Here is a 26,607-nt window from a genome sequence, read left to right on the forward strand (position 1 = left end):
ATAACCGCACTTCCAAACATATTAGCGCCGTTCGTTCGGACAGTAACTCCGACAGACTAGTCGGGCGCGCGGTCACCGATGTCGTTTCGGACGACAAAACCGTAGTCAGTCAGTCACTTCGGGTTCCGCCCGCGTTTTCTGAGTCAGAAACTTCCCTCCGCGAGTTATGTACCGTATGTGTGAATACCAGCTTACATGACTTTATGGCCATTTAACAGGCTTTCACGAGGACAGCAAGTTGCCGTGGTCGCGTTGCTCGCAATCGCCGCCGGCGCACTCGTAGCCCCGCAGGTGTACGCCTTCGGAAGTGGCGGGGAGGGGACGGTAAAGGTCGTCGAAGTAAGTGGTATGATCGACTCGGACACGTCCCAACAGTTCGAAGACGAACTCCGCGAGGCGCGGCACAACGACTCCGTCGAGGCGGTCGTTCTCGAGGTAGACAGCGGTGGCGGCCAACCCGCCTCGAGCGAGCGGATGTACACCGCAGTCGAACGGACCACCGATGAGATGCCGGTAACCGCGTACGTCGACTCGATGGGTGCTTCGGGTGCTTACTACGCGATGGTACCCGCCGACAGGATCTACGTTTCTCCCTCCTCCGCTGTGGGTAGCGTCGGCGTGACCGGACCGGCACCGACCCCGACCGGCCCGAGCGCGGGACAGAGCGGCCCCGACAAAGGATCGCTCCACCCCGAGGACGACCGCGCCGGGAGCGAATTGATCCAAGAAACGTTCATCGACAGCGTCATGGAACAACGCGGCGACAAAATCTCGCTGGATCGCGAAGAAGTCGCACACGCCCGGACCTACTACGGTGTCGAAGCGGTCGGCAACGGATACGCCGACGAGATCGGCACGCTCGACGACGCGATCCACGACGCGGCCGACTCTGCAGGACTTGACTCCTATAACCTCGAGTTTAACCGAAGCGAGTCGAGCGACGTCGGTCTTCTCGGACTCGAGACGACTGCAGGGGGCGAGGCGACCATCGAGGCGTCGGACGACTCGAGCATCAATCCCTACCAACCGCAACTGATCGCACCGGAGGTCTGGCACCACGAGGTCGCACCGCAACTGCCGGATTCCACCGTCGCTGTGGAGTCCGGAGGTGACCAGCAATGAGCGCGAGCGCTCGGACGCTTCTCGCCACGTTCGTCTTCGGATTCGTGGTGACGATCGGTCTCGTCGCCGCCGGAACGGTCGTCGTCGAGGACGGCACGCCAGACCTGCCCGATACCGAACAGGATCACTTCCAACCGGACGAAGCACTCCCCGCTGAAACGTCGGACGGTGGCGAGATCACGATGGACAGTCAAGCGCAGACGAACACTGTCGTGATTCACACCGGCGGAGCGGCCGGCGGGCAGACCTCGCTCGGACAACTGCCGATTCAGGACACCGGAGACGGTCCCGAACTCTCGACCGGGTCCCTCGGCGGTACCGAACGGGGCGTTACCCCGCTCGTCACGACCCTCATCGAGAACGGCCACGAGGTCGAATTCTACGCCGGAGCGGCGACCGACGGACAACTCTCGCAGGCGCTCAGTGACGCCGACGCGTTCATCGCGCCAGGCTCCGTCTCGTTCACCGAACAGGATCGCGAAACCATCTCGACCTTCACCGATGCCGGTGGTCGATTCGTGATGACCGCCAATCCGGGTAGCTCGGCTACCGTCGCCGAACTCGGCGCTTCGAACGGGCTGTATACCGAAGCAGGCTACCTCTACAACCTCACCGAAAACGACAATAACTACCTCAGCATCTTCGCCGAACCGACCGGCAGTTCCGACCTGACCGACGGCGTCGAGGAAGTCGTCTTCCGGAGTAGTTCCGCCGTCGGCTCGAGTGACGGCGATGCCGTCCTCGAGACGGAAGCAACGATGTCGACGACGCGTGAAGACGGCTCCTACGGCGTTGCCGCGGTCGATGGAGATGTCGCGGTGATCGGCGACTCGAGTTTCCTCGAGCCCGAAAACGCACACCGCGCGGACAACAACGTCCTCGTCGGCAACGTCGCCGACTTCCTCGTGACGGGCTCGGTCGACGAGGCGAGCCTTCCGGGTGCAGGTAACCAAACACCTGCGGGACAACCGTCGACGGGCGGCCAATCGCAGATTCCGGTGGGCGGTGCTGAAGACATTCCGGAGATGAACAACGAGTCGGCGTAACGGTAAACAGTACGCTCTCCGTCTCGAAATTTTGGCGTTTCGATACCGGTTCCTAGGAATACCTTCGAATGTGCTCCGCTAGCTCGGTGTACTCACTGTCGAGATCCTCGAGTAGCTTTCTGTCGGCGGTGTACACTTTCGTATCGAGCTTCTGAGCGAGTGCGACGTACGAAGCGTCGTAGATCGTACTGTCGAGGTCGTCTGCAATCGCTGCGACGGAGCCACTTTCTGTGAACGGCACGAGATCGATACCGTACTCGGGAAGCGATTCAGCGGCTGCTTCGAGGCGGTCGCCATCGTAGTGGCCGCTATATCTGAGCGCGTTGATCGCCTCGAACGGCATGAGTGCTGGAGCGACGAGGTCGAATTTCCCCTCGAGATACGCATCGCGTAACGCTCGAGCCTGCTCGTGGTGCTGTTCGGGAATGTACCACTTGACGACGACACTCGTGTCGACGACGATCGCGGACATCAGTTACCGTCCGCCCCGTATCGCTTCTCTCGCCACTCGCGGACGATCTCAGCCGTGTTTTCGTTTTGTACGTCGTCCTCGTCAATTTCGTTGCTTAACCGTTCGCTCGTCGCTACCGCGTGACCGGTGTTGCGCGCTTCTAACTGCTCGATCTCCTCTTCGATGTTGGACCTGATGACGGCGCTCCAGTTGATTTCGCCGTGTTCGTCCATCTCTTTCTTTAAGTCGTCCGGAACTCGAAGACTGTCATATTACCCTCGTCTCTCATCGTCTCCAAAATCATTTCGTCCGTCCGCGTCATCCAATCAGCGCGCTTTCTAGCCACGCCCACCGATTCAACTGTGGAACTCATAGCTGTGTTGGTGTAAATCAATTCTCTGTAGGTAAAACAGTACCGACAGTTACTAGCCTACTGCCAACTGTATTATCCACAGAAAGGACTATATAACCCGAGTCTCAATAGGTATAATGACCCGGTCCCTTTCGGGCTGAAAGGTCCGACGTGTCATCAGCACGTCGGGGTCGGGTCGAACCTCGTGGCGAGGTTTCCGACCATGATCAACGAGTACACCGGGGTAAAAAGAGATTGCCCCACAGAACGCAGTACTGCCGGCCATCCACATGGCCGAGATGACTCTCCAGACACCGATCATCAGTCCGAAAAACCGCCGCGCGAAGACGCGGCAGCACAGACGGGAGGTTATTCAGGCCAGCAGCCCCGTCTAGGTAACTCGCACACACGCGATGGGGATAACGCTACCCCATCGACGTACCTAGCCCGAGTTCTCGAGCGCGCCGACCGCCACGACTCAAAGTTCTTCTACGGGGTGCGCCTATGAGCGTCGTCGGAACGGTCGTCGACAGCCTGTTCGGCAGCGGCACCGACGCCGACCACACCCTCGAGACACCACTCGAGATTGACGATGTCTCGCTGATCGTCGACAACGAGCGACGACGGCTGGCCCTACACGCCCTCGAGCGGGCCGACGAGCCGATCCCACTCAGGAATCTCGCCGAGATCGTCGCGATGGGCCAGTTCGAGAAACCGCCCGCCCAGCTCACCAGCGACGAACGCAAAGCCGTCTACGTCGCCCTCTACCAGACCCACCTTCCGCGCCTCGAGGACATCGACGTCGTTACGTACGATCGGATGGCCGATGGCGTCGAGAAAGGCGCGGCGTTCGCACATGCTCACCGAATCCTCGAGGCCGTCTACGACGAGGTCGACGGCACCAAACAGATCGATAGAGGTGAGCGGTGATGGCTTCCTATAACTGCCTCTACCCCGAACCAGTCGTGATGGATGGCGACGGCCTCGAGTGGGGACCGATCCAGTGGGCCGACGCAGGCACGTTCGCGGACGCCGACTATCCAGAACCCACCGAGAACGAGCGCCGATTCTACACGATCGCCATCCGACGCGGGTGGGGAGAGAACACCAACGCCGCGTCGATCGCCGTCCTTGGCGTGACGCGCGACCTCGAGATCGGCCTCGAGACCCGTTACCGCGCAACCAGTGAGGACTGGACGCTGTGTGATCGCGACGGAGTTCCGCCATCGGTGTGCAAACGCCCACCCGCGGATTCCGCGATCCCAACGGCGCGGAAAGACAAGTTCCGACAAGTCCTCAAGCGCGCCCACAACTTCGAGGACAGCGCCGTTGACGCACGTCACGAGAGTGCAAACGAAGTCCGAGCCGATGGTGGGATTCGGGAATCCGAGCAGGTTGATCGCGCCGTTCGCGAAGCCGCGACGTTGATCGACGCCGGCGACAGTACAACCGTTGCGATCAACTACGTCGTCGACGAGTACGAACTCGAGCATCGTCGCGCCGACATCCATCAGCACGTCCGCGATCGACTCGAGCAGGCCGTGGTGACCGACGGTGGCCACAACCCCGATGATCTCGTTGTCTTAATGTGTGACCCTTGTAACTACCAGACGATCGTTGCTCGCGGGACGATGTCGATCACGAGCTGCCCCGACTGTCAGGGCGACCTCGAGATCGATCATACTCGAGTCGCTCACCAGTGCCCGGATTCGACCGTGAATCATGTTATCGTCGAGGCGAACGAACGATGCCCGTTCTGTCAGACAGTTCAGAAGGCGATCGCCGCCGACGGCGGTCGCGATGCCTTCCTCGCAGGTGACGCCCACTACTGTGACCTCTGTGAGAACACGTTTGAGACGCTCGGCGAGTTGATCCGTCACGACTGTCAGGACCAACAGGCGATCGCCGACGGTGGACGTCCACAACATCGAGCGGACTGTGAGGACTGTTCGTGGTCCTACCGCGACACCGACCTCGTGGATGTCTCCGACGAAATGGAGCGCCACGCGCGCAAGGAGATGCACGATGTCGATCTCGAGCGGGCAGTCGCGACCGATGGCGGTCAGTGTGTGGATGAAACGGAACGGTGTGAACAGTGCGGCGGTCCGCTCGGAAACAACCCACGACGCCGTGCAGGACACACACACAGCTGTTTTGCTCCGAGAAGTGCAGTACGGTTTACTGGTCAAGGGGTACGGCCACTGAACAACAGTCTGAGAACTCCACCCGAAGCAAGGGGGTGACCGTCGGTGAGCAGTGAACTCGTCCCCGACGATTTTGACCTCAAGCACGCTCGCCAGGCACCGTCGACGACGCCACACAACGAGCGTCCGCGCTGTCCGGAATGCAACCAACTCGCGGTTCGGAAGAAGACTGGGAAACCATCTAGTAATCCAGGCGGACCATCGCACTACTGTAACCGCTGTGGGGCGAAGTTCGACGAACCCGTCTACGGTGATTCCGATGAGTGATACCGCCGACGGACTTCGTCGATTCGCCGACGTCGTCGATGTCTTCCAGGACACATCGATCGACATCGACGACGCTCGGTTGCTCGAGGCCGACGACGAAACGCTCCACGGCCAACTCACCGTCACTGTTCACGACGACGATCTCGAGGGCTTCGGTGATCCAACCGAAGCCGCTGACCGACGTGACGATGAGGGCGATGCCACCGAAGCGACGCTGGATCACACTGACACCGAGGATCTCGAGCGAGCATACAACGCAGCGGACGGCAATATCAGCGCTGCCGCCGAGCGCTTCGAGGTCGGCTACAGTGCTGTCTACAACCGGATGGTCGAGAACGGAATTCACGAGAGACAAAGCGGCACCTCCACCGAGGACGACACTACCGAACCCAAGTCAGAGTTAGAGGCACCAGTTAACCTCGAGGAGGACGCCACGGACGATTCGCCGGCGGGCACCGGCGATGACGAATCCGACTCTCTCCCATCACCAGATGGTCAGGAAAACGAAACATATATCGAAGATAACACGAATGAACGAGTGTCAGAGGTACCAAATGCCGATCTCGAAGCGGACGATTCGTCGGCGGGCACCGGCGATGACGTCCAGAAGGACACCGACGAAATCACCGTCGACGCTGTCGATGGCGAGAAGGACGAACCCGATGTTGCGCTCCCCGATGGCGTAACCGAAGCCGACGTTCTTGCTATTGTTGACGAGTTCGACGCACTCGGTACCGTAGCTGATAAACTCGGTGTCACTCGAGGCCGCGCTCGGACGATCACGGTTGCACTCGGATGCTATGGAGATGTTCGGGAAGTATCGGGAGGGAACCAATGAGCCATCGCGAGTGCTCCGTCTGTGGCGAGGACCTCGCAAGCCCACTTGCCGGGCCCGCCCACGCGCGCAAACACAAGAACCGATTCGAGAAGCTGGTTGGACGTCGACCGGACGACTACAGCGAGGTCCAAGATTTATTCAACGAAGGCGAGGTTCCCGAGGACGTCGACCTCGAGACTGGGTCATGGACGACACTCGAGCAGTTTCACAGCCCCGTTTCATCAAAGCTGGTGAAATAATTCTTCTCTCGACGATAACGGCGGACGGAACTGCGAGACGAATCAGCAAGACGAAGCAGCGAGACGAACCAGCAAGACGAAGCAGCGAGACGAACCAGCAAGACGAATCAGCGACGGAGTCGCCGCTCGAGCGGATTCCCGAACTGACGGTTAGCTACCCGAACGCCGAGTCGACCGCTACTCGTCGACAACGACAGACTGGACGTGACCGACGACACCGCTTTTCAGCTTCACGCGGGGGCCGTCCGGATCGTCGCCGTAGACCGTGCCGATCTCGCCGTGGATCGGCTCTTCGTCGGTCGACTGAACGTCCGCGTCTTCCTGGACGATCTCGACTGTCATCCCCTGTCGGAGTTCCTCGGCGGTCGGTCGTTCGGTAGACATCGTGCTAGCGACTCCGCGCAAACGATCCGAAAATGTGATGCCTGCATATTCGGTGTCGTTTTTCAGAGGCGGGGACCATCGCATCGTCACTCGCCGAAGTCGTGTCGCTACTCGTCGGCAAGGTCACGCGGTTACTCGTCGTCGAACTCGAGGGCCGCGGAGTTGATACAGAAGCGCTTGCCGGTCGGTTCGGGGCCGTCCTCGAAGACGTGGCCGAGGTGGCCGCCACAGTTCCCACAGCGAACCTCCGTTCGGCGCATTCCGTGGCTGGTGTCGACGTGTGTGGTCACCCGTCCGTCGTCGACGTCGTAGAAACTCGGCCAGCCGCAGCCGGACTCGAACTTGGTGTCGGAGTCGAAAAGCGTCGCGCCACAGCCCGCACAGGCGTAGCTTCCGTCGGCTTTGTGGTCGACGTACTCGCCGCTGAACGCCGGCTCGGTTCCCGCCTCGCGGAGGATCTGATACTGCTCGTCGGTCAGTTCCTCGCGCCACTCCGCGTCGCTCTTGTCGGCCGGGTCGGCTCCGCGCTCGGTCGTCGACTCGCCGCTCGAGGGCGTGTCAGTCTCTGGGTCCATGCGTACCACTACGGGCGAGAGCCCTAAGAGTCTGTCCGGACGGCTCGATCGTCTCGGGTCGTGGACCGCCCGAAGAATTCCGAGCGAACCGATCCGACCGACGGGAGAGCGGCTACCGGCCGGTGATGACGTTCGTGCTCTCACAGTCGGGACACTGGGTCATCCGCCCGAGCTTTGGCACCTCGAGGCGTCGCCACTCCGAGGAGCCGCCTTCGGCTTCGAAACCGCAGTTCAAACACCGCGAGCGAGTGGCCGTTCCTGAGTCCGAGGACATACCTACACGTACGGTATCGTCCCCCATAGGAATTTTCACGTCATCGACTGAGAGTCACGCGCTGTTATCGGTTCCCGGGTTGGTCGTCGGTTCTCGAGGAGTGCCACGTTCGGTAGTCGTGGGAGACACCCGGCGGCTGCCGTCGCGACACGCACTTTGACGGGGGTCGACCGCGAAGGAACTCGCATGACGAATACGCGAACCGTCGAGCTCGAGGGTCACATCATCGACTCGGGAGCGATGGGGCGGTGTTTCGGCGCCGTGATGGATCTCGGCGGCGAGTTCGAGGTCGAGGAGTTCGACGTGGGTCGACACAAACACGCCGAGACGTACTGTCGCATGCGCGTCTCCGCGGCGTCCGCGGACGACCTCCGGGCGATCCTGCACGAACTGAATCAAAACGGTGCGACGGTCGCGGACCCGCGGGACGCAACGGTAGAGGCCGCGCCGGACGAGGAGGTCGTCCCCGTGGACTTCTACTCGACGACGAACCACCCGACGTTCGTCCGCGTCGACGGCTCGTGGGTCGAAGTCGAGAACCCCGAGATGGACTGCGCGCTCGTCGTCGAGCGGACCGACGACGGCCCCCTCGTCCGCACGAAGGTGCTCAACGCCGTCGAGAAAGGCGACCTCGTGGTCACCGGCGAAACCGGGATCAGGGTCGAACCGCCCGAACGACCGCGAAACGGGGGCAGTTCGTTCGGCTTCATGCAAGGCGGCGTCTCGAGCGAGCGCCCCTCCGCCTCGCTGATCGAAGAGATCGCAGACGAGATGCGCGAGGTTCGAGCCGAGGACGGCACCGTGCTCGTCGTCTGCGGCCCGGCGATTGTCCACTCCGGCGGCCGAGACGCGCTCGCGGACCTTGTTCGGGCGGGATACATCGACGCCCTGAGTGCGGGCAACGGCTTCGCCGTCCACGACTTGGAGCGCAACCGCTATGGAACCTCCCTCGGGGTCGATACGGAGTCGCTCGAGCACCCCCGAAAGGGCCACAAACACCACATCTACACGATCAGCGAGATCAGCCGTGTCGGCGGGATCGAGGCGGCCGTCGAGGCGGACCTGGTCGACGGCGGCGTGATGTACCAGTGTGTTAGAAACGATATCCCCTACGTGCTCGCCGGGTCGATCCGCGACGACGGGCCGCTCCCGGACACGATCACCGACGCGATCGAAGCCCAAGACGCGATCCGTGAGCAGGCCCGCGAGGCCGATCTCGTATTGATGCTCTCGACGTTGCTTCACTCCGTTGCGGTTGGGAACTGCCTCCCGTCGACGACCAAAACCGTCTGCGTCGACATCAACCCCGCGACGGTCACGCAACTGCTCGACCGCGGGAGCGCCCAGGCGATCGGCATGGTCACCGACATCGGGACGTTCGTTCCCATGCTCGCCGCCGAACTGCTCGAGGACTGACCCCAACGAACTGCCCGAGGACTGACCGGCCGCCCGACACGAACGGGACGGCTCGTCTCGAATAGCACGCACGAACGGAACAGCCCGTCCCGTCAGGACGGTTCTCAGTCTGTCTCGAGGAAAATTCGGCGAAACCCAACTAGTGAGGGGTGTCTATTTTATATGCACCTGTCGTACGGAAGACATCCTCCAGGGGTAGCGAGCGGAAGGCTACTGGTCAGGAACGAAAGAATGCAACGGGAACACATCCAGACGGGCAAGGCGATTCAGAAACGAACCGGAAAGACGTTTTACCTCGCGACGCGGTTCCTTCCGGAACGGGTTCGCCACGCCACACACGTCCTCTACGCGTTCTTTCGAATCGCGGACGAGGTCGTCGACGACGCGAACGGAACGCCCCCGGACGAACAGGCCGCTCGGCTCGAGTCGCTCCGAGCGCAGGCCCTCGGCGAACAACCCCCGGAAGACGACGTGCTCATGGCGTTCGATCAGCTTCGTGAGCGCTACGGCATCGCCGACCGAGAGATAGACGTCTTCATCGACGCGATGAAGACCGACATCGAAACGAACCGCTACGAGACCTACGCCGATCTCGAGGCATACATGCGCGGTTCGGCGGCCGCCGTCGGCGTGATGATGACGGCGATCATGGAAGCCGACGAAGCGGAACTCGCGCAGCCACACGCGGTGAAACTCGGCGAGGCGTTCCAGATGACGAACTTCCTGCGCGACGTTCGAGAGGACGTCGTCGACCGGGATCGGATCTACCTCCCGCTCGAGAGCCTGCGCGAACACGGCGTCGATGAGGCGGCGGTGGAGAACCTCGAGTTTTCCGACTCGTTCGCGGCGGTGATGCAGTCGGAACTCAAACGAACGGAACGTCTCTATCGCGAGGGCGTCGCGGGGATCAGGTACCTGCCGAACGACTGTCAGTTGCCGGTCTTGCTCGCGGCGGTGCTGTACGCCGAACACCACCGCGTGATCCGGTCACAGGACTACGACGTGCTGAGCGAGGAGCCGTCGCTTTCGACGACGCGAAAGCTGTGGTGTCTCGCGAAGACGCGCTGGCACTGGCACTGGAATCGCGATCCGGAAGCCGTCTTCAAACGCGTCTCGGCCGTGCCGCCGAGCGAACCTGGCCACCGCGGGCCCGGCCACGGAGAGGGTGTGCCGACGCGGTGAACCCGCTCAGAACGATTTTTCCCACCGTCGGGAAAGCGCCGACGTGATCGTCCCCAGGTCGTACCGATCCGTCCGAAACAGTCCGGCACAGAACAGGAGCGCGACGCCCGCGGCGAGCCAGTTTCCGTAGATGACGTTGATCGAACCCCACAGCACCGTGAAACTGACGAGGTCGTCGAGGACGAACTCGCAGTCGGCGACTCGAGCCCGCAGCGCCGACCGATCGAACGCGAGGTCGACGAGGACGACCGCGACGGTGCCCGAGAAGAGCCAGCCGAGGTAATTCGAGACGGGGACGCCGTAGTAAGCGCCCGCGGGATCGTAGGTCCAAAAGCCGATCGACACCGCACCGGGATCGAGCACGAGGTCGACGGCGACGACGGCGAGAACCGCGACGGGCAGGCGAATCAGCGCGACGTTCGAGGCCTTCTCGAGCACCGACAACGTCAACAGGTACGCGTTGAGCACGAGCGGCACGAAAAAAAGCGGCAGGGCCATCGGGACCTCGCCGAAGAGCATCGGGCCGAGCTGGATCGAGTACTCGAAGGCCCCGTAGGGCCAGTCGGTTCGGACGCCGACGACCTCGATGGCGTACGTGTAGAGCGTCAACGCTGCGAGCAGGGAAAGCGCCCGCCGATCGACCGCCGGGAGCAAGCCGACCACGAGCGGCGAGCGCATGACCGCCGTCCCGAAGAGCAAAAACAGCGGGTTGTACGCGAGCGGCCCCGGGAGTACGCCAGCATCGCTCGCGAGCAACGTCACCGCGCCGACGAGCGGAAAGACGACCGCGATCGTGAATCGGTGCTCCCGAACGAGCGCCTCGAGCCGTCGCTGGATGGTCGCTCGCCTTCCCCGAGCGCTCGAGGTATCGTCGGAGTGTCGCGGCTCGGATGGAGCGTCCGGGCCGTCGCTCTCACTTTCGCGCTCAGGCATACACCAGCCTCCAGAGGCCGCCCACGGTCAGGATCGCGCCGACAGCGGTGTTGATCGCGGGAAACCACCAGTACGCTCGATCGACGTCGACGCTCGCGGTCGCGACGGCCGCGAGAAACGCCGGATAAACGAGCATGAGCGCGCCGAGTCGGTACTCGAGCGCGCCGAAGGCGACAGCGGCGAGCAGCCAGCAGACGCCGCAGTACGCGTAGGTTCGTCTCTCGCCGAGCACCGTCGCGGTCGTTCGGATGCCGGTCGTTCTGTCGGGTTCGATGTCGGGAATCGCCGAAAACGTGTGCATACCCATCGCCCAGAGCCAGCCGCCGAGGACGGCGATCGCGGGAGGGTGCGCCCCGGTGACGGCCGCGTATGCCGCTCCCGCGGGGGCGATGTAGAGCCCGTTCGAGAGCGAGTCGAGAAACGGCGTGGTCTTGAACCGAAGCGGCGGCGCGCTGTAGGCGGCCCCGAGGAAGAGAAACACCGCGAGCCACGGCCACGCCGCCGACGGCACCAGCGCGACGAAAAAGAGCGGGACGAGCGCGCACGCGACGACCGCCGGCGCGACGATCCGCTGGCCCTCGTAGCGCGTTTCTCGGCCCGATTTTTTCGGGTTCGCCGCGTCGATTTCTCGGTCGTAAATGTCGTTGATCCCGTACAGAAAGACGTTCGCGGGAATCAGAAAGTACGCGAACAGCGCGAGGACCGGCAGCGAGAGGAGGCTGTCGACAGACGCTACGGCGTAGGCTGCGCCGACGAGTACCGGCCCCGCGAGATACAGCCAGAACCGCGGCCGCGAGAGCACCAGCAGGTATCGAAGCGCTCCCTCGAGCGTGCTCGCACCGTCAGCTCCCTCGGTCCGGACCGTTCCGTCGTGGTCGCTCAGTTCGTCGTCGGTCATCGGTCGAGACTCACCCGGCGTAGTCCTCGAGCACCGCGTCGGCCGTGAGTTCGCCGCTGATGAGACACATCGGGACGCCGATGCCGGGCGTGGTGTACGAGCCGGTGAAGTAGAGCCCGTCGACCGCCTTCGAGCGGTGGGGCGGTCGGAACAGCGCCGTCTGGCGAAGCGTGTGGGCCATCCCGAGTGCCGTTCCCTGGAAGCTGTTGTACCTGTCGGCGAAATCATCGACGCTGAATCGCTCCTCGAGGACGATGCGGTCGCGCAGTTCCTCGCCGGTGTTCGCGGCGATGTCCTCGAGGACGACATCTCGGTACCGATCGCGGCGCTCGGGCGTGTCCTCGAGGCCGGGTGCGATTGGAACAAGGACGAATAGGGCACTGTGGCCGTCCGGCGCGACGTCATCGTCGGTTTTCGAGGGCACGCAGCAGTAGTAGGCCGGGTTCTCGGGCCACGCTGGCTCTTCGAATATCTGCTCGAAGTGTTGCTCCCAGTTCGTCGGCAGGACGAGCGTGTGGTGGGCGAGTTCCTCGACCTCTCCCTCGACGCCGAGATAGAGCAGGAACGCGGAGGGCGCGTACGTCCGCGACTCCCAGTAGTCCGCGTCGTACCCGCGCTGGTCGGGCGCGAGCAGTTCCTGCTCGGTGTGTGCGTAATCCGCGTTGCTCACGACGATGTCGGCCTCGAACGCGCCGGGACGTGCCGACGAGTCCGCCTCACCCTGCGGATCGGTTTCGACCAGAAACGCACCCTCTCTGCCCTTGATCGCCGTGACCGGCTGATTCGTTTCGTAGGTGACCCCGAGCTCTCGACCGAGTTCGACGAACGCGTCCATAACGCCCCCGAGTCCGTCCTCGGGGTACCAGACACCGAGGTTGAAATCGACGTGGCTCATGAGGTTGTACAGCGCCGGCGTGTTGTTCGGCGACCCGCCGAGAAAGACCAGCGTGTACTGCATGATCTGCTGGAGCTTCGGGTGATCAAAGTACTTCTCGACGTGGCCCTGCATCGTCCCGAGCAAGGAGAGCCCGCGCGCCTGCCGGGCGACATCGAGGTCGAGGTAGTCCCGCAGGCGCGGTCGATCCTCGTAGACGAAGTGTTCCATGCCGACCTCGTAGTTCTCTCGAGATTTCTCGAGATACCGTTCTAGCGCCTCGCCGGCCCCGTCCTCGTAGGACTCAAAGAGGGCTTTCGTCTCCGCGAGGTCGGCGGTGATGTCAACCTCGTCGCCGTCTTTGAAGAAGATTCGATAGTGTGGATCGAGGTGGGTGAGGTCGTAGTAGTCCGTCGGCTCGCGATCAAACTCGGCGAAAAAGCGTTCGAAGACATCGGGCATCAGGTACCACGACGGTCCCATGTCGAACCGAAAGCCGTCCGCCTCGAGGACCGACGCCCGGCCGCCGAGCTGTTCGTTCTTCTCTACGACGCGAACGTCCGCCCCTGCATCCGCGAGATAGCAGGCCGTCGAGAGTCCGCCGACGCCGGCCCCGACCACGACCACCGACTCACCCGCCAACGAGTTCATTGTGTCCCGATAGTAGGGACTGGGTGATAAGCGTGGGTCACACATAGGTAGGGTTTCGTGACGGAACGGGGCGCACTGTCCGAGCTACGTCCCCGTGGAGCGACGGCGCTCGAGCGACCGGCCGTCAGAGCGAGTCGCAGTTCGTACGACTAACCATCCGAACGAGCAGTCGCTCGAGGTGATCGGCGAAGAAATCGGAAAACAGATCGCGCGAATATGAGACTCAGGTCCTCGCCGCGTCGTTCTCCCACACGAGGATGCGCGATCCGTACGGTTCGTTCGGGTGCGGTACGCGCGCACAGTCTGACACCGGACTTGCTATCGACCGGCGGTACCTGTGGCTTGTCGTCGGAGCCCGATAAAAGTATGGGAGAGTATGTCAAGCAAGGTGGGTTGAAACGACGAAGCGCCACTACCCGTCCGAACGGATCCTGTGGTGCACTCAACGCTGCCTGTTGCAGCCGGAAGTCGACTCCGCGTTTACTCGCGGCGACAAAAGTCGATCAGTCGATGTGTCCTTCGCGTCGCAGTTGGTCTGCGTCCTGCCCGGAGTAGCGCCATTCGATGGTCGCCTTCTCGTCTTGCCAGTCCCACGGCTCCGCGACGACGATATCGTCCTCGTTGATCCAGGTGCGATACTTCATGCGGCCGGGGATCCGACCGAGGCGCTCTTCACCGTCCTGACAGCGAAGCCGGACGTGGTTTCCACCGAGATGTTCGGTAACGACTGCGAACACCTCATCGTTGTTGGGCATGCGAAGGTTCCGCCGCCCTGTGTCTTCAGTCACAACGGTAATTGTATCGCCCGACGGTTAAATCATTTGAGTCGCACGGTATCGTGACACTCACCGGAGAGTCGGCGAGAGACCCCGTCCGAAACGCCATCGCGACGAGAGGCGAAACCGGATTCTCAGGGTTCACTAACCCTGAGAACGGGCTTGATCGTCCGCCCGTTCTCCGAATCTTCGACCGCCTGCTCGATCTCGTCGAAGTCGTAATAGGTGACGAGTTCGTCGAACGGGAACTTCCCCTGCCGGTGGAGTTCGACGAGAACCGGAATGAACTCCTTCGGGTTAGAATCGCCCTCGACGATCCCGGTGACCGTTCTGCCGTTCAGAATCAGATCGTTGACGTCGAAACTCGCCTCGGTGCCGAGCGCGGGCGCGCCGACGATTCCGGCAGTGCCGCGCTGGGTGAGCGAGTCGATCGATTGTTCTGCCACCTCGGGGACGCCCGTCGTCTCGAGTGCGTAGTCGACCCCGCCGTCGGTCAGGTCCCGGACGTGCTCTACGGCGTCGTCGACGGCCCCCGGATCGACGGTTTCGGTCGCGCCGAGATCCGCAGCTAACTCGCGGCGGTTGTCCTTCAACTCGACAGAGATGATGTCCGTACAGCCCTCGATGTCGGCGGCCATCACCGCCGAGAGACCGACCGATCCAGCGCCGAAGATCGCGATCGAGGAACCGGTCTTCGGGGCCAGCGAATTGATGACCGCGCCGGCGCCCGTCTGGATGCCACAGCCGAGCGGTCCGAGCAGTTCCAGCGGAACGTCGTCCTCGACGGGGACGACGTTGCGTTCGGTCGCGATGGCGTGGGTCGCGAACGACGACTGGCCGAAGAATCGGCCGCTAACCGTCTCGCCGTCTCGAGAGAGCGGTGACGTACCGTCCTCCGGACGCTCGCCGCCGAAGTTGTGTGCGAAGAAGTTCGCGCAGTAGGCCGGCTGGCCGGCGTGACAGCTCGGACACGACTCGTCGTAGTCGAAGCTCAGGACGACTCGATCACCCGGCTCGACCGACGAGACTGCGTCGCCGACCGACTCGACGACGCCCGATCCCTCGTGTCCGAGCACCGCCGGCAGCGGCGTCGGGTACAGCTGATCACGAACGATCAGATCCGTGTGACAGACGCCGGCTCCGACGATGCGTACCCGCACTTCGTTGTCCTGTGGCTCCTCGAGTTCGACGCTCTCGATCTCGAACGCTCCCCCTTCCTGTTCGACCACGGCTGCATCGATTTGCATGACAGGCCAACCCACTACGGGCGGTGACAAGTATATTGTGACCGTGTCGGCCAGCGCCGCCGGCGCCCGCCGCTCACAGGACCCGTTCGGAATCGGGATTCTCGAGGTCCCACAACAGTTCCGGGAGAAACGCACCGAGGTTCTCGATGACGCGGCGGTCGCTGACGTTCAGGCCCTCGCAGTGGTCGTGTGCCGAGTCCCGGATGTCGACGTGCAGGTCGCCGTCCTCGAGCCAGACGCCGAGCGGGAACACCGAACACCGGGTCGGTTTCCAGTCCTCCTCGAGGTGCAACGAGCAGAGGCCGTCGTCCCGCAGGAACGCGCAGGCGTTACCGTCCTCGTCGACGTGTGCCTCGCGGTCTTTGGGCTCTCGAGTGACGAACTTCTCGCCGCGAAAGTCGGTGGTCGTCTCCGCGAGGTTCGCGCGGGCGGCGAGTTCGATCAGATCCCGATCGTAGAGCAAGACGCCGTGATGGCAACACCAGGTGCAGTCGTCGACGCACTCGAACGTGAGGTCGGGATCGAACTCGACGACGACCTCACACCCCTCGTAAACCTCGATGCGGCGTGGCCCGGCTCCGCGGTCGTTCGGCGTGTCGGTGCTCACGCTCGAGCGGACGGGGTGCGTTCGGAAGTGCCTTTCTCCACGGCGTGTCGAATCCCCCCTATCACGGGGACAGATTCACTCCTCGAGAAGGAGGTAGGTGTGCGAGCCGCGGTGCTCGAGCGAGACGCGGTCCGTACCGACGTTCGTCCGGACGAACTCCTCGACGCCTTTGGCCTGCAAATCGCTGATGTCGATCCGCGGGCGATCGGCGTCGGGTTCTCGATCGGTTCGGTCGTCTTCGAGGCGCTCTACGAGTTGACTCATACCTCTCAGTTGGAGCGATAGTACGTGAAACCGATCCGTCCGCGGTGAAAGTGAAAGTGAGAGACTGAATCGGGGTCTCGCGCTCGCCTTCGTTCGGCCGTCGCAGACCGAGTGCGGGGCCAGTGCGCTCGAGCACGGTCGTCCGATAGCCCGCGACCCCCCGCTCGGAGCTGCGGCGGTCGAGATCAACCGAGGCGTTTCACGTCGACGCGGTGGCCGCTGTCGATACCGTCGACCCGTCCGAGCACCACGGTGTCGAGAATCGCGTCCGCCGCGCGCTCGCGCCAGGTCTCGAGCGCCCGCTCCCGTCGTTTCCTGATGCGGTCCGGGTCCTCGCCTGGGTCGTCCTCGGAGCGGTCGTCGAAGGAAAGGGCGTCGAAGGAGGGGTAGTCCTCGAGCACCGCCTCCGCGAGGAGGTCGTCCGGCTCGAGGTGGATCGCCCCGCTCACGCGGCCGCCCTCGTCGTGGAAGACGTGGAGCCGAGCGCGCATCCGGCCGTGAAACGGCGGCGTCACCCGGAGGACGGCGGTACCGGGATTCTCGCGGGTGTAGATCGCCGCGTCGACGACGTCCTCCGTGGCGACGGCGAGCGAGCGGATCGACGACGGGTCTGGATCAGACATGGTGGTCGAACCCTCAGTATCAACGTTCGAATTGCTCAATATCGGATCTCGAACCCGTCTTCGTCCTCGGGAGCTTCGAACTCGGCCTGTACGTCGCTGACGTCCGCGGCCGGGCTCCCCTCGTGACACCACTCGACCATCGACTCGACCGCGTCCTCGGGGCCCTCGAACACCGCCTCGACGCGCCCGTCCTCTAAGTTCTTCACCCAGCCGTCGACGCCCGCGTCGCGGGCCGTGTCCCGCGTCGTCGCCCGATAGTAGACGCCCTGTACCGTGCCGGAGACGAAGACGTGCGCTCGCGTTCGCTCGGTCATGTGAGACGGCAGGCGGGCGAAGGGTAAAAATCCGGCCCACCCGCACCGGACGAACGCGCGTCGGTAGGTGCGCGGCGCGATATCTCGAGTCGGGAGAGCCGTTTCTCGAGTCTGACGGCGACACGGACACGGCGACACGGACGATGGACTCTCGAGGAAAAGCCAGACAGACGGCGCTCGATGGACGCCGACGCGTACTCTCCGACCGCCTACTGGCCGGTACGGAGGTAATGAAAAACGTAGGTCTGTGCGTAGCCGGCGTACTCCCCGCCGAAGCGCTCGCGGATGGCTCGAGAGGTCTCGGCGTAGTTCCCCCGGTCGCAGTCGGGGTAGTAGTCGGCGATGGCGGTCTTGATCCAGGTGTCGAGCGGGACGGCCTCGTCGAAACCGAGCGCGAACAGGAGGATACAGTCTGCGACCTTGTCGCCGACGCCGACGAATCGGGTGAGATACTCGCGAGCGTCCTCGTACTCGAGGTCGCGGGCCGCCTCCGGACGGGCCTCGCCGCTCGCGACCATCTCCGCCGTTCGAACGACGTAGGGCGCGCGATAGCCGAGCCCGAGGTCCCGAAGCTCTGATTCGGTCGCCGCCGCGAGTTGGTCGGGTCGGGGAAACGCGTGGTAGGTCTCGCCGTCGAACGCGACCGCATCGCCGTAGGTCCGAGCGAGCGTCGATACCATATCGTGGATCCGACCGACGCGCATCTGGGCCGAGCAGATGAACGAGATCAGGGTTCCGAAGGGCGGGTCCTCGACCAGCCGAAGGCCGCGATAGGCGTCGTAGGCTTTCTCGAGCAGCGGGTCGTCCGGCGTCGAGTCGACGATCGCCTCGAGGTCGTCCTCGAGTCTGAGCAGGCGACGTATCGTCGCCTCGCGATCGCTCGTCGCCTCCCACTCGAGGACGCCGTCGGTCGCTCCGGCCGTGCTCGCGCGGCGGCGTCGAACGCGGATGACGTCGCCGTCGACGACGGTCGAGTACCAGCGTCCGTGATCGTCACTCGACGCGGTGTCAGTTCCGTCGCCGGCGTACATCTGGCCGTCCTCGCGCCGCCAGAGATAGCTCTGTCCGCTCTCGAGCGTCAGGTAGAGATCGAAGCCGCCCGGACAGTTCTCGATCGGGATCGTGCCCGTTTCCATTGCCCTGCAATTCGCCAGCGACGGCTTGGGGCTTTCGAAGGTGCGACGCGCAGTCGACGGGAGACCGCCGAGGGCGACTCGAGCCGGGCGGGCGGTGTCAAACCGACCACATCGCGTTTTCAGCCCACTCACGCGGGGCGAAGGTTCATACTGTTGGCTATACAATACCACGATATGAACTGCAGGGTTGTCGTCGAGGCCGCCGTGCCCGTATACGACGTCGAGACGGAGAACGAGGCAATTCGTATCGGGATCTCCAAGACCGGCGAGATGTTGAACCCTGACCTGAACTACGTCGAAATCAACATGGGGTCGCGAACCTCACCGTCCGGCGAGGAACTCGAGCCAGCCTTCATCGCCGCCGACGAGGCGCTCGTCGCCCTCGAACTCGAGATGACCGTGTTCAACGTCGAGCGCGAGGAACACGCCTCGCGAATCGCCCGCAAGGAGATCGGCCAGCGCCTCGAGAACATCCCCCTCGAGGTGCTCCGCGTCGAGGTCATCGAGGACGAAGACGACGACGCCGAAGCCGTCGAGGACGACGAAGCCGACGGAGACGTGGAATCCGACGTCGACGCGGACGAGCGCGGCGACGGCTCCGAACCGAACGAGCAGGGCACCGACGAGACCGATAGCGACGAGGGCGACGACACACCGACGAACGACTCGCGTAAATCCGGAGCAACCACGGACGACGACGTGTTACCCGAATTCGAAGAGCTACTCGAGTAGGCCGTCGGCGCGAAACGCTTCGGACGACTTCCGGCGAATTTTCTCCGTCCACAAGGTAGAGGGTCCGAAACCGCTCGAGCCATCGGCCTGTCGAGAGCGAGTTCGGTGATCGCCGCCGGTGCGACCGACAGACTCCGCCGTCGCGACAGGCCAGTCTAAACGATCGACGGAGATTGAACGGCTCGAATAACGAGCGGTTGTGAGAAGAAACGTCGGATAGCCCCGACGGCGACGGGGTGAAACGGTTCGCCGAGACGATAGTAGGGGATACCACTCTATTAGGGCGTTCGTCCGCGAAAAGCCGTTTGATCGTCGGGAAAACAGGAACTCGGGGAGACGGCGTTGTCACTTCACGGGTTACGTTCCAGAGGAGTCGACGTGTCTTCAGTCGGCGGTAGCGGCGACTGCTTCCTGTTCTTCTTCGTCACGCATGTTGTACGTGATTCCCCCGGCAATCGCAAAAACAGCGGCTTTGTGATCTGTTTTCGATTTGTGAATCGATGTCGGCCGAATGCCGAGCGACTCGTACTCTTCGAGGTTAATCTGACAGTCATCCCACGCGGCACACTGGTTCGATGATCCGATAACATCTTGTATCCGATGCTCAGACGAAATTGTTCGGATCTGACTACACACCGCGACGGAGTCCGCTTGTAATGCACATTCGTCGGCTAACACAGCAACCTCGAACGGATAGAGTTGCTCGCCGAACGATGTCGTAAATGGGACGACAATTGTCGTCGGTGCGTTTTCGTTTCCGATATCATTTTGCACGACCAGACACGGCCGCGTTCCGCGTTGTTCAGATCCTCGCGTCGGATCTAACTCGACGATGACGATGTCACCACGACGTACGTGCATCTACTCCCACTCCGGCGCATCGCCGAGATACGCGTTCGCTTCGTGTGACGTGCCTTCCATCTCGTTGGTCAACTCGCGAGCCTGTTCGGCCCGACGACGATACCCTTCGGCAAGTTCGTCCCGGGAGACTGGTTTCTCGATTACAATCTTTCCGGATTCTTCCCGGATCTCGACTTCATCGCCACCGTCGATTCCAAACGATTCTCGAAGATCCTTTGGGAGCGTAACCTGCCCTCGTTCTCCGACACGCCGCGTGTCCGTGTCACTCATACCTATTCATACCATATCCATATCTATAACTGTGTCGGGAAGGAGTTTTGTCTTCGAATTTTCACTCTGTCCCGTCTACTGCTCATTCCAATTGTTGCTCGAGCCCGGCCCAAATGGATGACTTCTAAGGTAGTTCCCACGACACTACTGGTATGGGACTGCTGGATGGACTTCGGTCCGTACTCGGACTGCGCGCCGAGTCCGACGCCAAGCGAGACGCCGACCCCGACGACCTCTTCGGGATGAGCACGGCCTACCTCACCATGGAGGCCGAACTGGGCTACGACTCGGCGGGCGTCGGCGCGCTCTGTTTTTCCGGCGTCGACTCGAGCACCTTCCGCGAGGCCGTCTCGGAGGTCGAGGCGATCCTCGAGGCGGGCCGCGAGGAGACAGGAACCGAGTTCGAGATCGCCGAAGACGACCACGGCTACAGGTGGGTGATCCTCGAGGAGGACGACCCCGAGGACCTCATCACGAGCATGCACTTCGCAGCGGACACGTTCATCGAGCACGGCTACGGGTCGCGACTGCTCGCCGCCGTCTTCGCCTACGAGGGAACCGCCGCGAGCGACGGCAACGGTCCCGTCTACTGGATCTACTCGTTCCGCCGCGGGCGATTCTACCCGTTCGCACCACGACCCGGCCGCGAACGCGACTCGAGCGCCGAGTTCAAACTCGAGTCGGTACTCGACGGGGAACTCGAGATCGAGACCGAGAAGGATCACTGGTATCCTCTCTGGCCGAGTTCGTCCGGAACGCACCCCTGGGAGTAGGCGGCTGCGGGTTGCTCGTCCGCCGAACCGATCGGTTCGCTCGAGACGTGTCGCACCTATTATGCCCCGCGAGCGGCTACGCTGGCCCAGTGAGCGATTGGAACCAGTTCAGGCACGATCACGAGAACTCGGCTCACCTGACGGACTCGATCGTCGAGGAACCCGAGCGTCCCGAGCCGATCTGGGACGTCGGGGTCGACGGGTCGATCGACGCGCCACCGGTGCTCGACCGTGACACCGTCTACGTCGGCTCGAGCGCGGGGACGGTGTACGCGTTCGACAGGTACGGCGGCCGGCGGCGCTGGCGGTTCGAAACCGAACTGACGCTCGCGTCGTCGCTCGCGGTCACCGACGACTCCCTGTTCGCCGTCGCGACCGACGGCACCGTGTTCGCACTCGAGCCCGAAACCGGCACGCTCCGGTGGCAAGGGACGGTTTCCGGTCGCGTCGAATCCGCGCCGACGCTCTCGCGCGGCGTCCTCTTCGTCGGCCACGGCGAGGGCGTTTCGGCGCTCGAGACGACAACCGGGGAACCGCTGTGGGTTCACGAAACGGAGGCCGGTGTCGTCGGCACACCCGCCACGCTGGCCGGGACCGACTTCGAGTACGTCTACGTGGGCACGTCCCAGAACCGAGTCGGCGCGCTCGAGGCGGAGACGGGCGAGGAGGTTTGGGCGACCCCGACCAAGGGTTCGGTCGTCGGCGGGCCCACGGCCGTTCCCGGCACCGAGGCCCCGAGAGACGCTGGGACGGCGGGGACCGGCAACGACCGAATCAGCGTCGCCGATCGCGATCCGTCCGCTCTCGGTTCGAACGACGACCCGAAGAGTGACGGCCCAGAGATCGATTCGCAACCCGAATCAGGCCTCGAACTCGGCGGGTCCGATATCGAACCGGACGAACGGACGGAACCGCTCGCAGTCGAGGGGGACATCGACGCGGGCGAGGGCGACCGCGTCTACGTCGCCGACGACGGCGGCCTCCTGCTGGCGTTGAACGCCCGAACCGGGCAGTCGTGGTTCACCTACCAGATCGACGATCCGTTCACGACCGCACCGACTGTCACCGACGACAGCGTCTTCGTCGGAGCCGAAGACGGCTACCTCCACGTCACCGACACGATGTTCGGCAAGCGGAAACTCAGCGGCTGGCTCTTCTCGAAGAAAGGCGTCAATCTCGACGGCATCGCCCGCGCAGAGCCGGCTCTCGTCGGCGATACGCTCTGTCTCGGCGACTCGAGCGGCTCCGTCTACGGAATCGACACCGACGAACCGGACTTCGGATGGCACTACCCGCTCGAGGGGGGCGTCTCGAGCGGGCCCGCAGTTTCGGATGGCTCGCTCTACGTCGTGACCGACGACACCCGACTCCACTGTCTCTCCTGGCGGGACGAAACGAGCGGGTGGGATTGAGACGCCGTCCGCGGCAGTCGACTCGCCCGTCGTGACTTCCTCTTTACGGATATACTCTCCGGTGCGATCATATCGGCCGCCGTTCCGTCCTGCACTTTCACTTTCACTCTCCTGTTAACGAGGGTTTATACCGGTGCCGGAGCAACGACCGTGTATGGCAGACGTAGATCTCGAAACGCTCCCCGGCGTTGGACCGGCAACCGCAGACAAACTCTACGATGCGGGCTTTGACTCCTTCCAGAGTCTGGCCGTCGCCTCTCCCTCCGAGCTCTCGAACACGGCCGACGTGGGCGAATCCACCGCGAGCGATATCGTTCGTGCGGCCCGCGACGAAGCCGACATCGGCGGCTTCGAAACCGGCTCGACCGTCCTCGAGCGCCGAAACGAGATCGGCAAGCTCAGCTGGCACATCGACGAGGTCGACGACTTGCTCGGCGGCGGAATCGAGACCCAGTCGATCACCGAAGTGTACGGCGAGTTCGGTGCCGGCAAGTCCCAGGTCACCCACCAGATGGCCGTCAACGTGCAACTGCCGAAGGAAGTCGGCGGTCTCCACGGTAGCGTCATCTTCGTGGACTCCGAAGACACGTTCCGCCCGGAACGAATCGACGACATGGTTCGTGGCCTCCCGGACGAGGCGATCGAGGCGGCCCTCGAGGACCGCGAGATCGACGGCTCGGCCGACGACGAAGCGGCGCTCGACGCTCTCGTCGAGGACGTCCTCGAGAAGATCCACGTCGCGAAGGCGTTCAACTCGAACCACCAGATGCTGCTGGCCGAGAAGGCAAAGGAACTCGCGAGCGAGCAGGAAGACTCCGAGTACCCAGTTCGACTGCTCTGTGTCGACTCACTGACCGCCCACTTCCGCGCGGAGTACGTCGGCCGTGGCAATCTCGCCGACCGACAGCAGAAACTCAACAAGCACCTCCACGACATCGATAAGGTCGGCAACCTCTACAACGCCGCCGTCATCGTCACCAACCAGGTCGCATCGAACCCCGATTCGTTCTTCGGCGATCCGACCCAGCCGATCGGGGGCAACATCCTCGGTCACAAGTCCACCTTCCGCATCTACCTCCGCAAGTCCAAGGCCGACAAGCGGATCGTCCGGTTGGTCGACGCGCCGAACCTCGCCGACGGCGAAGGCGTCATGCGCGTTCAGGACGAGGGACTGAAGCCGGAATAAGATTCAAGACTCCTCGAGCGTCTCGAGGGCCGCCCGCCGTTTTTCGACCACTGATTCGATCTGTTCTTTCTTGTCTTCGGGATCCTCGAGTCCGCGCAGCCAGTACAACGAACTGTAGAAGGCTACCAGTTTGCCGATCTCGGCTTCGGTCAGAAGGCCGAGATCACCCGCGGCGGACTCGTAGATGACGGGCGCTTCGACGCTGGTTGTCACCCGCTCGTAGCCCCCGTCACCGACGATTTCGTCGACGTGTTCGTACGCCCGAAGCTCCTCTCTGAACGCCTGCCGAAGCCGTCTCGTCGCGTCGCGCTCGCGTTTCCAGTAGAGCAGATACGAGCCGGCTGCTGTGGCTATCGCTCCGATGAGTGCGCCGAGGACGAACCCGACGGCCGTTTCGACCATAGCGGACGAACGGGCGTCTCGAGGGTAAGTGGCCGGGTTGCACCTCGAGAAAGCACCCGATCGGATTCCACATTCGGCGATCGACCCGGCGACGCGCGGGCGAGTAACGAGTCGCCGTCGCTCGAGCGCGAGTCGAACCGAGAGCCGCCAATAGAATCAGCGCCAATCCAGAGAACCGCTACGGCAAATCAGTCTTCGGTCGAGGTCTTCGATTTGTCCAGTTCGCCGCGGTGGATCTTCGCCCCGTCCTGTGCCACCTTTTCGGCGAGGACGGCACACTTGACCCGCATCGGCGAGATGTCGACGCCGAGCATGTCGATGATATCGTTGCGATCCATCTCGAGCAGTTCGTCGACCGTTTTCCCAGTGAGCTTTCCCGAGAGCATGCTCGCGGAGGCCTGACTGATCGCACAGCCGTCGCCCGAGAAGGCGACGCGCTCGATCGTCCCCTCGTCGTCGAGTTTGACGTCCATGCGAATTTCGTCGCCGCACATCGGGTTCTCCCCGACGTGCGTGAAGGTCGGATCCTCGAGTTCCCCGTAGTTTCGGGGACTCTTGTAGTGATCGAGGATCTGCTGTCGATACATATCCGAGCCCATTCCCATAATTGGATTCGAATACGGCTGTGCGCTGTAAAAGGATTCCGGGGCCGCACTCGACGCTGTCGGTTCGATTGGCTTCGATTCGACGCGTCGACGCTCTCCTCGCACACCGTTGTCCTCACGCGAACGACTGGTCTTGTGCGAACAGCTTGCCGGTCTGGCGAGACGCGGTGCGTCTCGCTGAGTGTCACTCGTTCGCTTCGCTCACTCGCGACACCGCCGTCGATCGCCGCTCTCCTCGCACGCCGCTGTTCGCTTACGCGAACAACTGGCGTGCGTCGTCGATCGCCGCGACCAACTTGTCGACTTCCTCGCGCGTGTTGTAGACGTAGAACGACGCTCGAGCCGAGGCCGCAACGCCCAGTTTGTCGTGTAACGGCTGCGTACAGTGGTCGCCGGCCCGGATCGCGACCGCGTGGTCGTTCATGATCGAGGCGAGGTCGTGGGCGTGGACCGACTCGAGGTTGAACCCGACGAGGCCGCTTCGATCCGGTCCCGGCTCTGGACCGTAGATTTCGACGTCCCCTTCGGCCTCGAGCCGTTCGTAGGCGTACTCGGCCAACTCTTCCTCGTGGGCCTGTACGCGCTCGATCCCGATCTCCTCGAGGTAGTCGATCGCGGCATCGAGGCCGACGGCCTCGGCGATCTGTGGCGTGCCGGGTTCGAACTTCCAGGGGAGGTCCGCCCACGTCGAATCCTCGAAGGTGACCTTGCGGATCATCCCACCGCCGTAGAGGTACGGGTCCATCTCCTCGAGCAGGTGCTGCTTTCCGTAGAGGACTCCGATGCCGGTGGGCCCGGCCATCTTGTGCCCGGAGAACGCGTAGAAGTCGGCGTCGATGGCTTTCACGTCGACGGGACGGTTCGGAACGGCCTGCGCGCCGTCGATAAAGGAGAGCGCGTCGTGTTCGTGGGCGAGTTCGGTCAGTTCGGTGACCGGGTTGACGGTTCCGAGCGTGTTCGAGACGTGGACCGCGCTGAGGATCGCGGTGTCGTCGGTGATGCACTCGCGCGCGTGATCCATATCGAGGCGACCGTCCTCGTCGATGCGGATGTACTTCACGTCCGCGCCCGTCCGGTTGGCGATCTGTTGCCAGGTCACCAGCGAGGCGTGGTGTTCCATCTCGGTGAGCACGACTTCGTCGCTGGGGCCGAGTTCGCTCAGGCCCCACGAGTAGGCCACGAGGTTCTCGCTTTCGGTCGTGTTTTTCGTAAAGATGACCTCCTCGCGGCCGCTCGCGCCGATGAAGTCGGCGACGCGATCGTGGGCTCGTTCGTAGGCCTCGGAGGCCTCCTGACTGAGGTGGTGGATGCCGCGATGGACGTTCGAGTTCGTGTACCGATAGTAGTCGCTCATCGCGTCGATAACCGGATCCGGCGTCTGGGTCGTCGCCGCGTTGTCGAGGTAGACCACCTGCTGGTCGTCGAACTCCCGCTCGAGGATCGGAAAGTCCGACCGAATACGCTCGATATCGAGCGTGCCGACGTTTTGTTGGCTCATTAGTGAATGGGACGGACCGAAGACAAAACACTCCTTCGGTCCCATCCGTTTCTGCAGGCACTCGTGACGGAATGGTGCGTGACCGAGCTGTGCTCGAGACGCGATTCCTGCGAACGGTTCGTCTCCGTGACCGTGCGAATCGGCCCACTGTCTCTCCAACTGAAACCCCGGCCGTCGAACTATAAAAGATACTAT

General features: G+C 63.0%; 33 protein-coding genes and 1 pseudogene. 13 read left to right on the plus strand and 21 right to left on the minus strand.

The window, feature by feature from the left end:
• Window positions 1-195 precede the first annotated feature (195 nt).
• Window positions 196-1,122: a S49 family peptidase gene (locus EL22_RS05910; RefSeq protein WP_050050618.1), complete on the plus strand. Its 927-nt coding sequence runs from the start codon at window positions 196-198 to the stop codon at window positions 1,120-1,122.
• Entirely contained in the window at window positions 1,119-2,168 is a 1,050-nt protein-coding gene (locus tag EL22_RS05915; RefSeq protein ID WP_050050619.1) for a hypothetical protein, read from the plus strand. Before EL22_RS05910 ends, EL22_RS05915 begins: the two co-directional genes overlap by 4 nt.
• Window positions 2,169-2,220: 52 nt before the next feature.
• Here the strand turns inward: EL22_RS05915 and EL22_RS05920 are convergent, their stop codons facing one another.
• Both EL22_RS05920 and EL22_RS05925 read right to left on the minus strand, forming a co-directional pair.
• Window positions 2,221-2,640 carry a type II toxin-antitoxin system VapC family toxin gene (locus tag EL22_RS05920; protein ID WP_050050620.1) on the minus strand — a complete coding sequence of 140 codons (420 nt, stop codon included), beginning with the start codon at window positions 2,638-2,640 and terminating at the stop codon, window positions 2,221-2,223.
• On the minus strand, window positions 2,640-2,852 hold the full coding sequence (locus EL22_RS05925) for a hypothetical protein (protein ID WP_050050621.1): 213 nt from the start codon (window positions 2,850-2,852) through the stop codon (window positions 2,640-2,642). The genes EL22_RS05920 and EL22_RS05925 overlap by 1 nt, the downstream gene beginning before the upstream one ends.
• Before the next feature lie 623 nt (window positions 2,853-3,475).
• On the opposite strand from EL22_RS05925, the gene EL22_RS05930 reads away from it, so the two are divergent.
• Genes EL22_RS05930 through EL22_RS05945 form a run of 5 tightly spaced genes read left to right on the plus strand, consistent with a single transcriptional unit; the run spans window position 3,476 to window position 6,519 of the window.
• The gene (locus EL22_RS05930) at window positions 3,476-3,901 is read left to right on the plus strand and encodes a hypothetical protein (protein ID WP_050050622.1); all 426 of its coding nucleotides are present in this window, start codon (window positions 3,476-3,478) and stop codon (window positions 3,899-3,901) included.
• Entirely contained in the window at window positions 3,901-5,214 is a 1,314-nt protein-coding gene (locus tag EL22_RS17905) for a hypothetical protein (protein ID WP_050050623.1), read from the plus strand. Before EL22_RS05930 ends, EL22_RS17905 begins: the two co-directional genes overlap by 1 nt.
• Before the next feature lie 6 nt (window positions 5,215-5,220).
• Window positions 5,221-5,442 (plus strand): hypothetical protein, encoded by a 222-nt coding sequence (locus EL22_RS17080; RefSeq protein ID WP_156184066.1) that lies wholly within the window; start codon window positions 5,221-5,223, stop codon window positions 5,440-5,442.
• Window positions 5,435-6,280, plus strand: a complete 846-nt coding sequence (locus EL22_RS05940) for a hypothetical protein (RefSeq protein WP_050050624.1) — start codon at window positions 5,435-5,437, stop codon at window positions 6,278-6,280. Before EL22_RS17080 ends, EL22_RS05940 begins: the two co-directional genes overlap by 8 nt.
• A complete protein-coding gene (locus EL22_RS05945) occupies window positions 6,277-6,519 on the plus strand; it encodes a hypothetical protein (RefSeq protein ID WP_050050625.1) in 243 nt (80 codons plus the stop codon). The genes EL22_RS05940 and EL22_RS05945 overlap by 4 nt, the downstream gene beginning before the upstream one ends.
• Before the next feature lie 177 nt (window positions 6,520-6,696).
• On the opposite strand, the gene EL22_RS05950 is transcribed toward EL22_RS05945, so the two are convergent.
• From EL22_RS05950 to EL22_RS17910, 3 genes are all read right to left on the minus strand, one after another.
• The gene (locus EL22_RS05950) at window positions 6,697-6,903 is read right to left on the minus strand and encodes a DUF2196 domain-containing protein (RefSeq protein ID WP_050050626.1); all 207 of its coding nucleotides are present in this window, start codon (window positions 6,901-6,903) and stop codon (window positions 6,697-6,699) included.
• 131 nt (window positions 6,904-7,034) lie between these two features.
• A complete protein-coding gene (gene msrB / locus EL22_RS05955; RefSeq protein WP_050050627.1) occupies window positions 7,035-7,478 on the minus strand; it encodes a peptide-methionine (R)-S-oxide reductase MsrB in 444 nt (147 codons plus the stop codon).
• A gap of 112 nt (window positions 7,479-7,590) precedes the next feature.
• A complete protein-coding gene (locus EL22_RS17910; protein WP_197075857.1) occupies window positions 7,591-7,752 on the minus strand; it encodes a hypothetical protein in 162 nt (53 codons plus the stop codon).
• 186 nt (window positions 7,753-7,938) lie between these two features.
• Between EL22_RS17910 and EL22_RS05960 the strand changes: the two genes are divergently transcribed.
• Together EL22_RS05960 and EL22_RS05965 are read left to right on the plus strand one after the other, a co-directional pair.
• Window positions 7,939-9,168, plus strand: coding sequence for a TIGR00300 family protein (locus tag EL22_RS05960; protein WP_050050628.1), 1,230 nt, complete (start codon window positions 7,939-7,941; stop codon window positions 9,166-9,168).
• A gap of 231 nt (window positions 9,169-9,399) precedes the next feature.
• Window positions 9,400-10,350, plus strand: coding sequence for a phytoene/squalene synthase family protein (locus EL22_RS05965; protein WP_050050629.1), 951 nt, complete (start codon window positions 9,400-9,402; stop codon window positions 10,348-10,350).
• A gap of 6 nt (window positions 10,351-10,356) precedes the next feature.
• Here the strand turns inward: EL22_RS05965 and cruF are convergent, their stop codons facing one another.
• From cruF to EL22_RS06015, 10 genes are all read right to left on the minus strand, one after another.
• The gene (gene cruF / locus EL22_RS05970) at window positions 10,357-11,283 is read right to left on the minus strand and encodes a bisanhydrobacterioruberin hydratase (protein ID WP_082146689.1); all 927 of its coding nucleotides are present in this window, start codon (window positions 11,281-11,283) and stop codon (window positions 10,357-10,359) included.
• Window positions 11,276-12,181 (minus strand): prenyltransferase, encoded by a 906-nt coding sequence (locus EL22_RS05975; RefSeq protein ID WP_082146690.1) that lies wholly within the window; start codon window positions 12,179-12,181, stop codon window positions 11,276-11,278. The genes cruF and EL22_RS05975 overlap by 8 nt, the downstream gene beginning before the upstream one ends.
• A 10-nt stretch (window positions 12,182-12,191) precedes the next feature.
• Entirely contained in the window at window positions 12,192-13,706 is a 1,515-nt protein-coding gene (locus EL22_RS05980) for an NAD(P)/FAD-dependent oxidoreductase (protein ID WP_050050630.1), read from the minus strand.
• Between the two features lie 503 nt (window positions 13,707-14,209).
• Window positions 14,210-14,494, minus strand: coding sequence for a translation initiation factor eIF-1A (locus EL22_RS05985; protein WP_082146691.1), 285 nt, complete (start codon window positions 14,492-14,494; stop codon window positions 14,210-14,212).
• A gap of 122 nt (window positions 14,495-14,616) precedes the next feature.
• The gene (locus EL22_RS05990; RefSeq protein WP_050050631.1) at window positions 14,617-15,729 is read right to left on the minus strand and encodes an NAD(P)-dependent alcohol dehydrogenase; all 1,113 of its coding nucleotides are present in this window, start codon (window positions 15,727-15,729) and stop codon (window positions 14,617-14,619) included.
• A gap of 73 nt (window positions 15,730-15,802) precedes the next feature.
• A complete protein-coding gene (locus EL22_RS05995; RefSeq protein ID WP_050050632.1) occupies window positions 15,803-16,336 on the minus strand; it encodes a YkgJ family cysteine cluster protein in 534 nt (177 codons plus the stop codon).
• A 75-nt stretch (window positions 16,337-16,411) separates the two neighbouring features.
• The gene (locus EL22_RS06000; protein ID WP_050050633.1) at window positions 16,412-16,600 is read right to left on the minus strand and encodes a hypothetical protein; all 189 of its coding nucleotides are present in this window, start codon (window positions 16,598-16,600) and stop codon (window positions 16,412-16,414) included.
• Between the two features lie 185 nt (window positions 16,601-16,785).
• Window positions 16,786-17,223 carry a hypothetical protein gene (locus EL22_RS06005; RefSeq protein ID WP_050050634.1) on the minus strand — a complete coding sequence of 146 codons (438 nt, stop codon included), beginning with the start codon at window positions 17,221-17,223 and terminating at the stop codon, window positions 16,786-16,788.
• Between the two features lie 35 nt (window positions 17,224-17,258).
• Entirely contained in the window at window positions 17,259-17,537 is a 279-nt protein-coding gene (locus EL22_RS06010; RefSeq protein ID WP_050050635.1) for an acylphosphatase, read from the minus strand.
• Window positions 17,538-17,746: 209 nt separating this feature from the next.
• Window positions 17,747-18,673 (minus strand): DNA-3-methyladenine glycosylase, encoded by a 927-nt coding sequence (locus EL22_RS06015; protein ID WP_050050636.1) that lies wholly within the window; start codon window positions 18,671-18,673, stop codon window positions 17,747-17,749.
• A gap of 174 nt (window positions 18,674-18,847) precedes the next feature.
• On the opposite strand from EL22_RS06015, the gene EL22_RS06020 reads away from it, so the two are divergent.
• Window positions 18,848-19,405, plus strand: a complete 558-nt coding sequence (locus EL22_RS06020) for a DUF555 domain-containing protein (protein ID WP_050050637.1) — start codon at window positions 18,848-18,850, stop codon at window positions 19,403-19,405.
• Window positions 19,406-19,789: 384 nt separating this feature from the next.
• Here the strand turns inward: EL22_RS06020 and EL22_RS18410 are convergent, their stop codons facing one another.
• The 3 genes and pseudogenes from EL22_RS18410 to EL22_RS06030 form a co-directional block, all read right to left on the minus strand.
• The gene (locus tag EL22_RS18410; RefSeq protein ID WP_343123185.1) at window positions 19,790-20,002 is read right to left on the minus strand and encodes a UPF0058 family protein; all 213 of its coding nucleotides are present in this window, start codon (window positions 20,000-20,002) and stop codon (window positions 19,790-19,792) included.
• Window positions 19,994-20,266 (minus strand): annotated as a pseudogene (locus EL22_RS17915) (type II toxin-antitoxin system PemK/MazF family toxin); the annotation flags it as partial. The pseudogene EL22_RS17915 and the gene EL22_RS18410, both read right to left, overlap by 9 nt.
• Window positions 20,267-20,536, minus strand: a complete 270-nt coding sequence (locus EL22_RS06030) for an AbrB/MazE/SpoVT family DNA-binding domain-containing protein (RefSeq protein ID WP_050050638.1) — start codon at window positions 20,534-20,536, stop codon at window positions 20,267-20,269. It abuts the pseudogene before it with no gap.
• A 152-nt stretch (window positions 20,537-20,688) separates the two neighbouring features.
• Between EL22_RS06030 and EL22_RS06035 the strand changes: the two genes are divergently transcribed.
• From EL22_RS06035 to radA, 3 genes are all read left to right on the plus strand, one after another.
• Window positions 20,689-21,309, plus strand: coding sequence for a hypothetical protein (locus EL22_RS06035; RefSeq protein WP_050050639.1), 621 nt, complete (start codon window positions 20,689-20,691; stop codon window positions 21,307-21,309).
• Window positions 21,310-21,398: 89 nt separating this feature from the next.
• The gene (locus EL22_RS06040; protein ID WP_050050640.1) at window positions 21,399-22,721 is read left to right on the plus strand and encodes a PQQ-binding-like beta-propeller repeat protein; all 1,323 of its coding nucleotides are present in this window, start codon (window positions 21,399-21,401) and stop codon (window positions 22,719-22,721) included.
• A gap of 154 nt (window positions 22,722-22,875) precedes the next feature.
• Entirely contained in the window at window positions 22,876-23,907 is a 1,032-nt protein-coding gene (gene radA, locus EL22_RS06045) for a DNA repair and recombination protein RadA (protein WP_050050641.1), read from the plus strand.
• A 3-nt stretch (window positions 23,908-23,910) separates the two neighbouring features.
• Here the strand turns inward: radA and EL22_RS06050 are convergent, their stop codons facing one another.
• The 3 genes from EL22_RS06050 to EL22_RS06060 all read right to left on the minus strand — a co-directional run bounded on the left by EL22_RS06050 (window position 23,911) and on the right by EL22_RS06060 (window position 26,412).
• Window positions 23,911-24,309: a hypothetical protein gene (locus tag EL22_RS06050; protein WP_050050642.1), complete on the minus strand. Its 399-nt coding sequence runs from the start codon at window positions 24,307-24,309 to the stop codon at window positions 23,911-23,913.
• 188 nt (window positions 24,310-24,497) lie between these two features.
• Window positions 24,498-24,914: a Fe-S cluster assembly sulfur transfer protein SufU gene (sufU, locus tag EL22_RS06055; protein ID WP_050050643.1), complete on the minus strand. Its 417-nt coding sequence runs from the start codon at window positions 24,912-24,914 to the stop codon at window positions 24,498-24,500.
• Window positions 24,915-25,167: 253 nt separating this feature from the next.
• On the minus strand, window positions 25,168-26,412 hold the full coding sequence (locus tag EL22_RS06060) for an aminotransferase class V-fold PLP-dependent enzyme (RefSeq protein WP_050050644.1): 1,245 nt from the start codon (window positions 26,410-26,412) through the stop codon (window positions 25,168-25,170).
• Between the last annotated feature and the right edge of the window lie 195 nt (window positions 26,413-26,607).

The sequence above is a fragment of the Halostagnicola sp. A56 genome, from assembly GCF_000691505.1.
Lineage (GTDB): Archaea > Halobacteriota > Halobacteria > Halobacteriales > Natrialbaceae > Halostagnicola.

Excerpts from the sequence above, each read along its gene's own strand:
- EL22_RS05910 (WP_050050618.1), top strand. The coding sequence starts at position 196 with ATGACTTTATGGCCATTTAACAGGCTTTCACGAGGACAGCAAGTTGCC.
- EL22_RS05915 (WP_050050619.1), top strand. The coding sequence starts at position 1,119 with ATGAGCGCGAGCGCTCGGACGCTTCTCGCCACGTTCGTCTTCGGATTC.
- EL22_RS05920 (WP_050050620.1), bottom strand. The coding sequence starts at position 2,640 with ATGTCCGCGATCGTCGTCGACACGAGTGTCGTCGTCAAGTGGTACATT.
- EL22_RS05925 (WP_050050621.1), bottom strand. The coding sequence starts at position 2,852 with ATGGACGAACACGGCGAAATCAACTGGAGCGCCGTCATCAGGTCCAAC.
- EL22_RS05930 (WP_050050622.1), top strand. The coding sequence starts at position 3,476 with ATGAGCGTCGTCGGAACGGTCGTCGACAGCCTGTTCGGCAGCGGCACC.
- EL22_RS17905 (WP_050050623.1), top strand. The coding sequence starts at position 3,901 with ATGGCTTCCTATAACTGCCTCTACCCCGAACCAGTCGTGATGGATGGC.
- EL22_RS05940 (WP_050050624.1), top strand. The coding sequence starts at position 5,435 with ATGAGTGATACCGCCGACGGACTTCGTCGATTCGCCGACGTCGTCGAT.
- EL22_RS05945 (WP_050050625.1), top strand. The coding sequence starts at position 6,277 with ATGAGCCATCGCGAGTGCTCCGTCTGTGGCGAGGACCTCGCAAGCCCA.
- EL22_RS05950 (WP_050050626.1), bottom strand. The coding sequence starts at position 6,903 with ATGTCTACCGAACGACCGACCGCCGAGGAACTCCGACAGGGGATGACA.
- msrB (WP_050050627.1), bottom strand. The coding sequence starts at position 7,478 with ATGGACCCAGAGACTGACACGCCCTCGAGCGGCGAGTCGACGACCGAG.
- EL22_RS17910 (WP_197075857.1), bottom strand. The coding sequence starts at position 7,752 with ATGTCCTCGGACTCAGGAACGGCCACTCGCTCGCGGTGTTTGAACTGC.
- EL22_RS05960 (WP_050050628.1), top strand. The coding sequence starts at position 7,939 with ATGACGAATACGCGAACCGTCGAGCTCGAGGGTCACATCATCGACTCG.
- EL22_RS05965 (WP_050050629.1), top strand. The coding sequence starts at position 9,400 with ATGCAACGGGAACACATCCAGACGGGCAAGGCGATTCAGAAACGAACC.
- cruF (WP_082146689.1), bottom strand. The coding sequence starts at position 11,283 with ATGCCTGAGCGCGAAAGTGAGAGCGACGGCCCGGACGCTCCATCCGAG.
- EL22_RS05975 (WP_082146690.1), bottom strand. The coding sequence starts at position 12,181 with ATGACCGACGACGAACTGAGCGACCACGACGGAACGGTCCGGACCGAG.
- EL22_RS05980 (WP_050050630.1), bottom strand. The coding sequence starts at position 13,706 with ATGAACTCGTTGGCGGGTGAGTCGGTGGTCGTGGTCGGGGCCGGCGTC.
- EL22_RS05990 (WP_050050631.1), bottom strand. The coding sequence starts at position 15,729 with ATGCAAATCGATGCAGCCGTGGTCGAACAGGAAGGGGGAGCGTTCGAG.
- EL22_RS06000 (WP_050050633.1), bottom strand. The coding sequence starts at position 16,600 with ATGAGTCAACTCGTAGAGCGCCTCGAAGACGACCGAACCGATCGAGAA.
- EL22_RS06005 (WP_050050634.1), bottom strand. The coding sequence starts at position 17,223 with ATGTCTGATCCAGACCCGTCGTCGATCCGCTCGCTCGCCGTCGCCACG.
- EL22_RS06010 (WP_050050635.1), bottom strand. The coding sequence starts at position 17,537 with ATGACCGAGCGAACGCGAGCGCACGTCTTCGTCTCCGGCACGGTACAG.
- EL22_RS06015 (WP_050050636.1), bottom strand. The coding sequence starts at position 18,673 with ATGGAAACGGGCACGATCCCGATCGAGAACTGTCCGGGCGGCTTCGAT.
- EL22_RS06020 (WP_050050637.1), top strand. The coding sequence starts at position 18,848 with ATGAACTGCAGGGTTGTCGTCGAGGCCGCCGTGCCCGTATACGACGTC.
- EL22_RS06030 (WP_050050638.1), bottom strand. The coding sequence starts at position 20,536 with ATGAGTGACACGGACACGCGGCGTGTCGGAGAACGAGGGCAGGTTACG.
- EL22_RS06035 (WP_050050639.1), top strand. The coding sequence starts at position 20,689 with ATGGGACTGCTGGATGGACTTCGGTCCGTACTCGGACTGCGCGCCGAG.
- radA (WP_050050641.1), top strand. The coding sequence starts at position 22,876 with ATGGCAGACGTAGATCTCGAAACGCTCCCCGGCGTTGGACCGGCAACC.
- EL22_RS06050 (WP_050050642.1), bottom strand. The coding sequence starts at position 24,309 with ATGGTCGAAACGGCCGTCGGGTTCGTCCTCGGCGCACTCATCGGAGCG.
- sufU (WP_050050643.1), bottom strand. The coding sequence starts at position 24,914 with ATGGGAATGGGCTCGGATATGTATCGACAGCAGATCCTCGATCACTAC.
- EL22_RS06060 (WP_050050644.1), bottom strand. The coding sequence starts at position 26,412 with ATGAGCCAACAAAACGTCGGCACGCTCGATATCGAGCGTATTCGGTCG.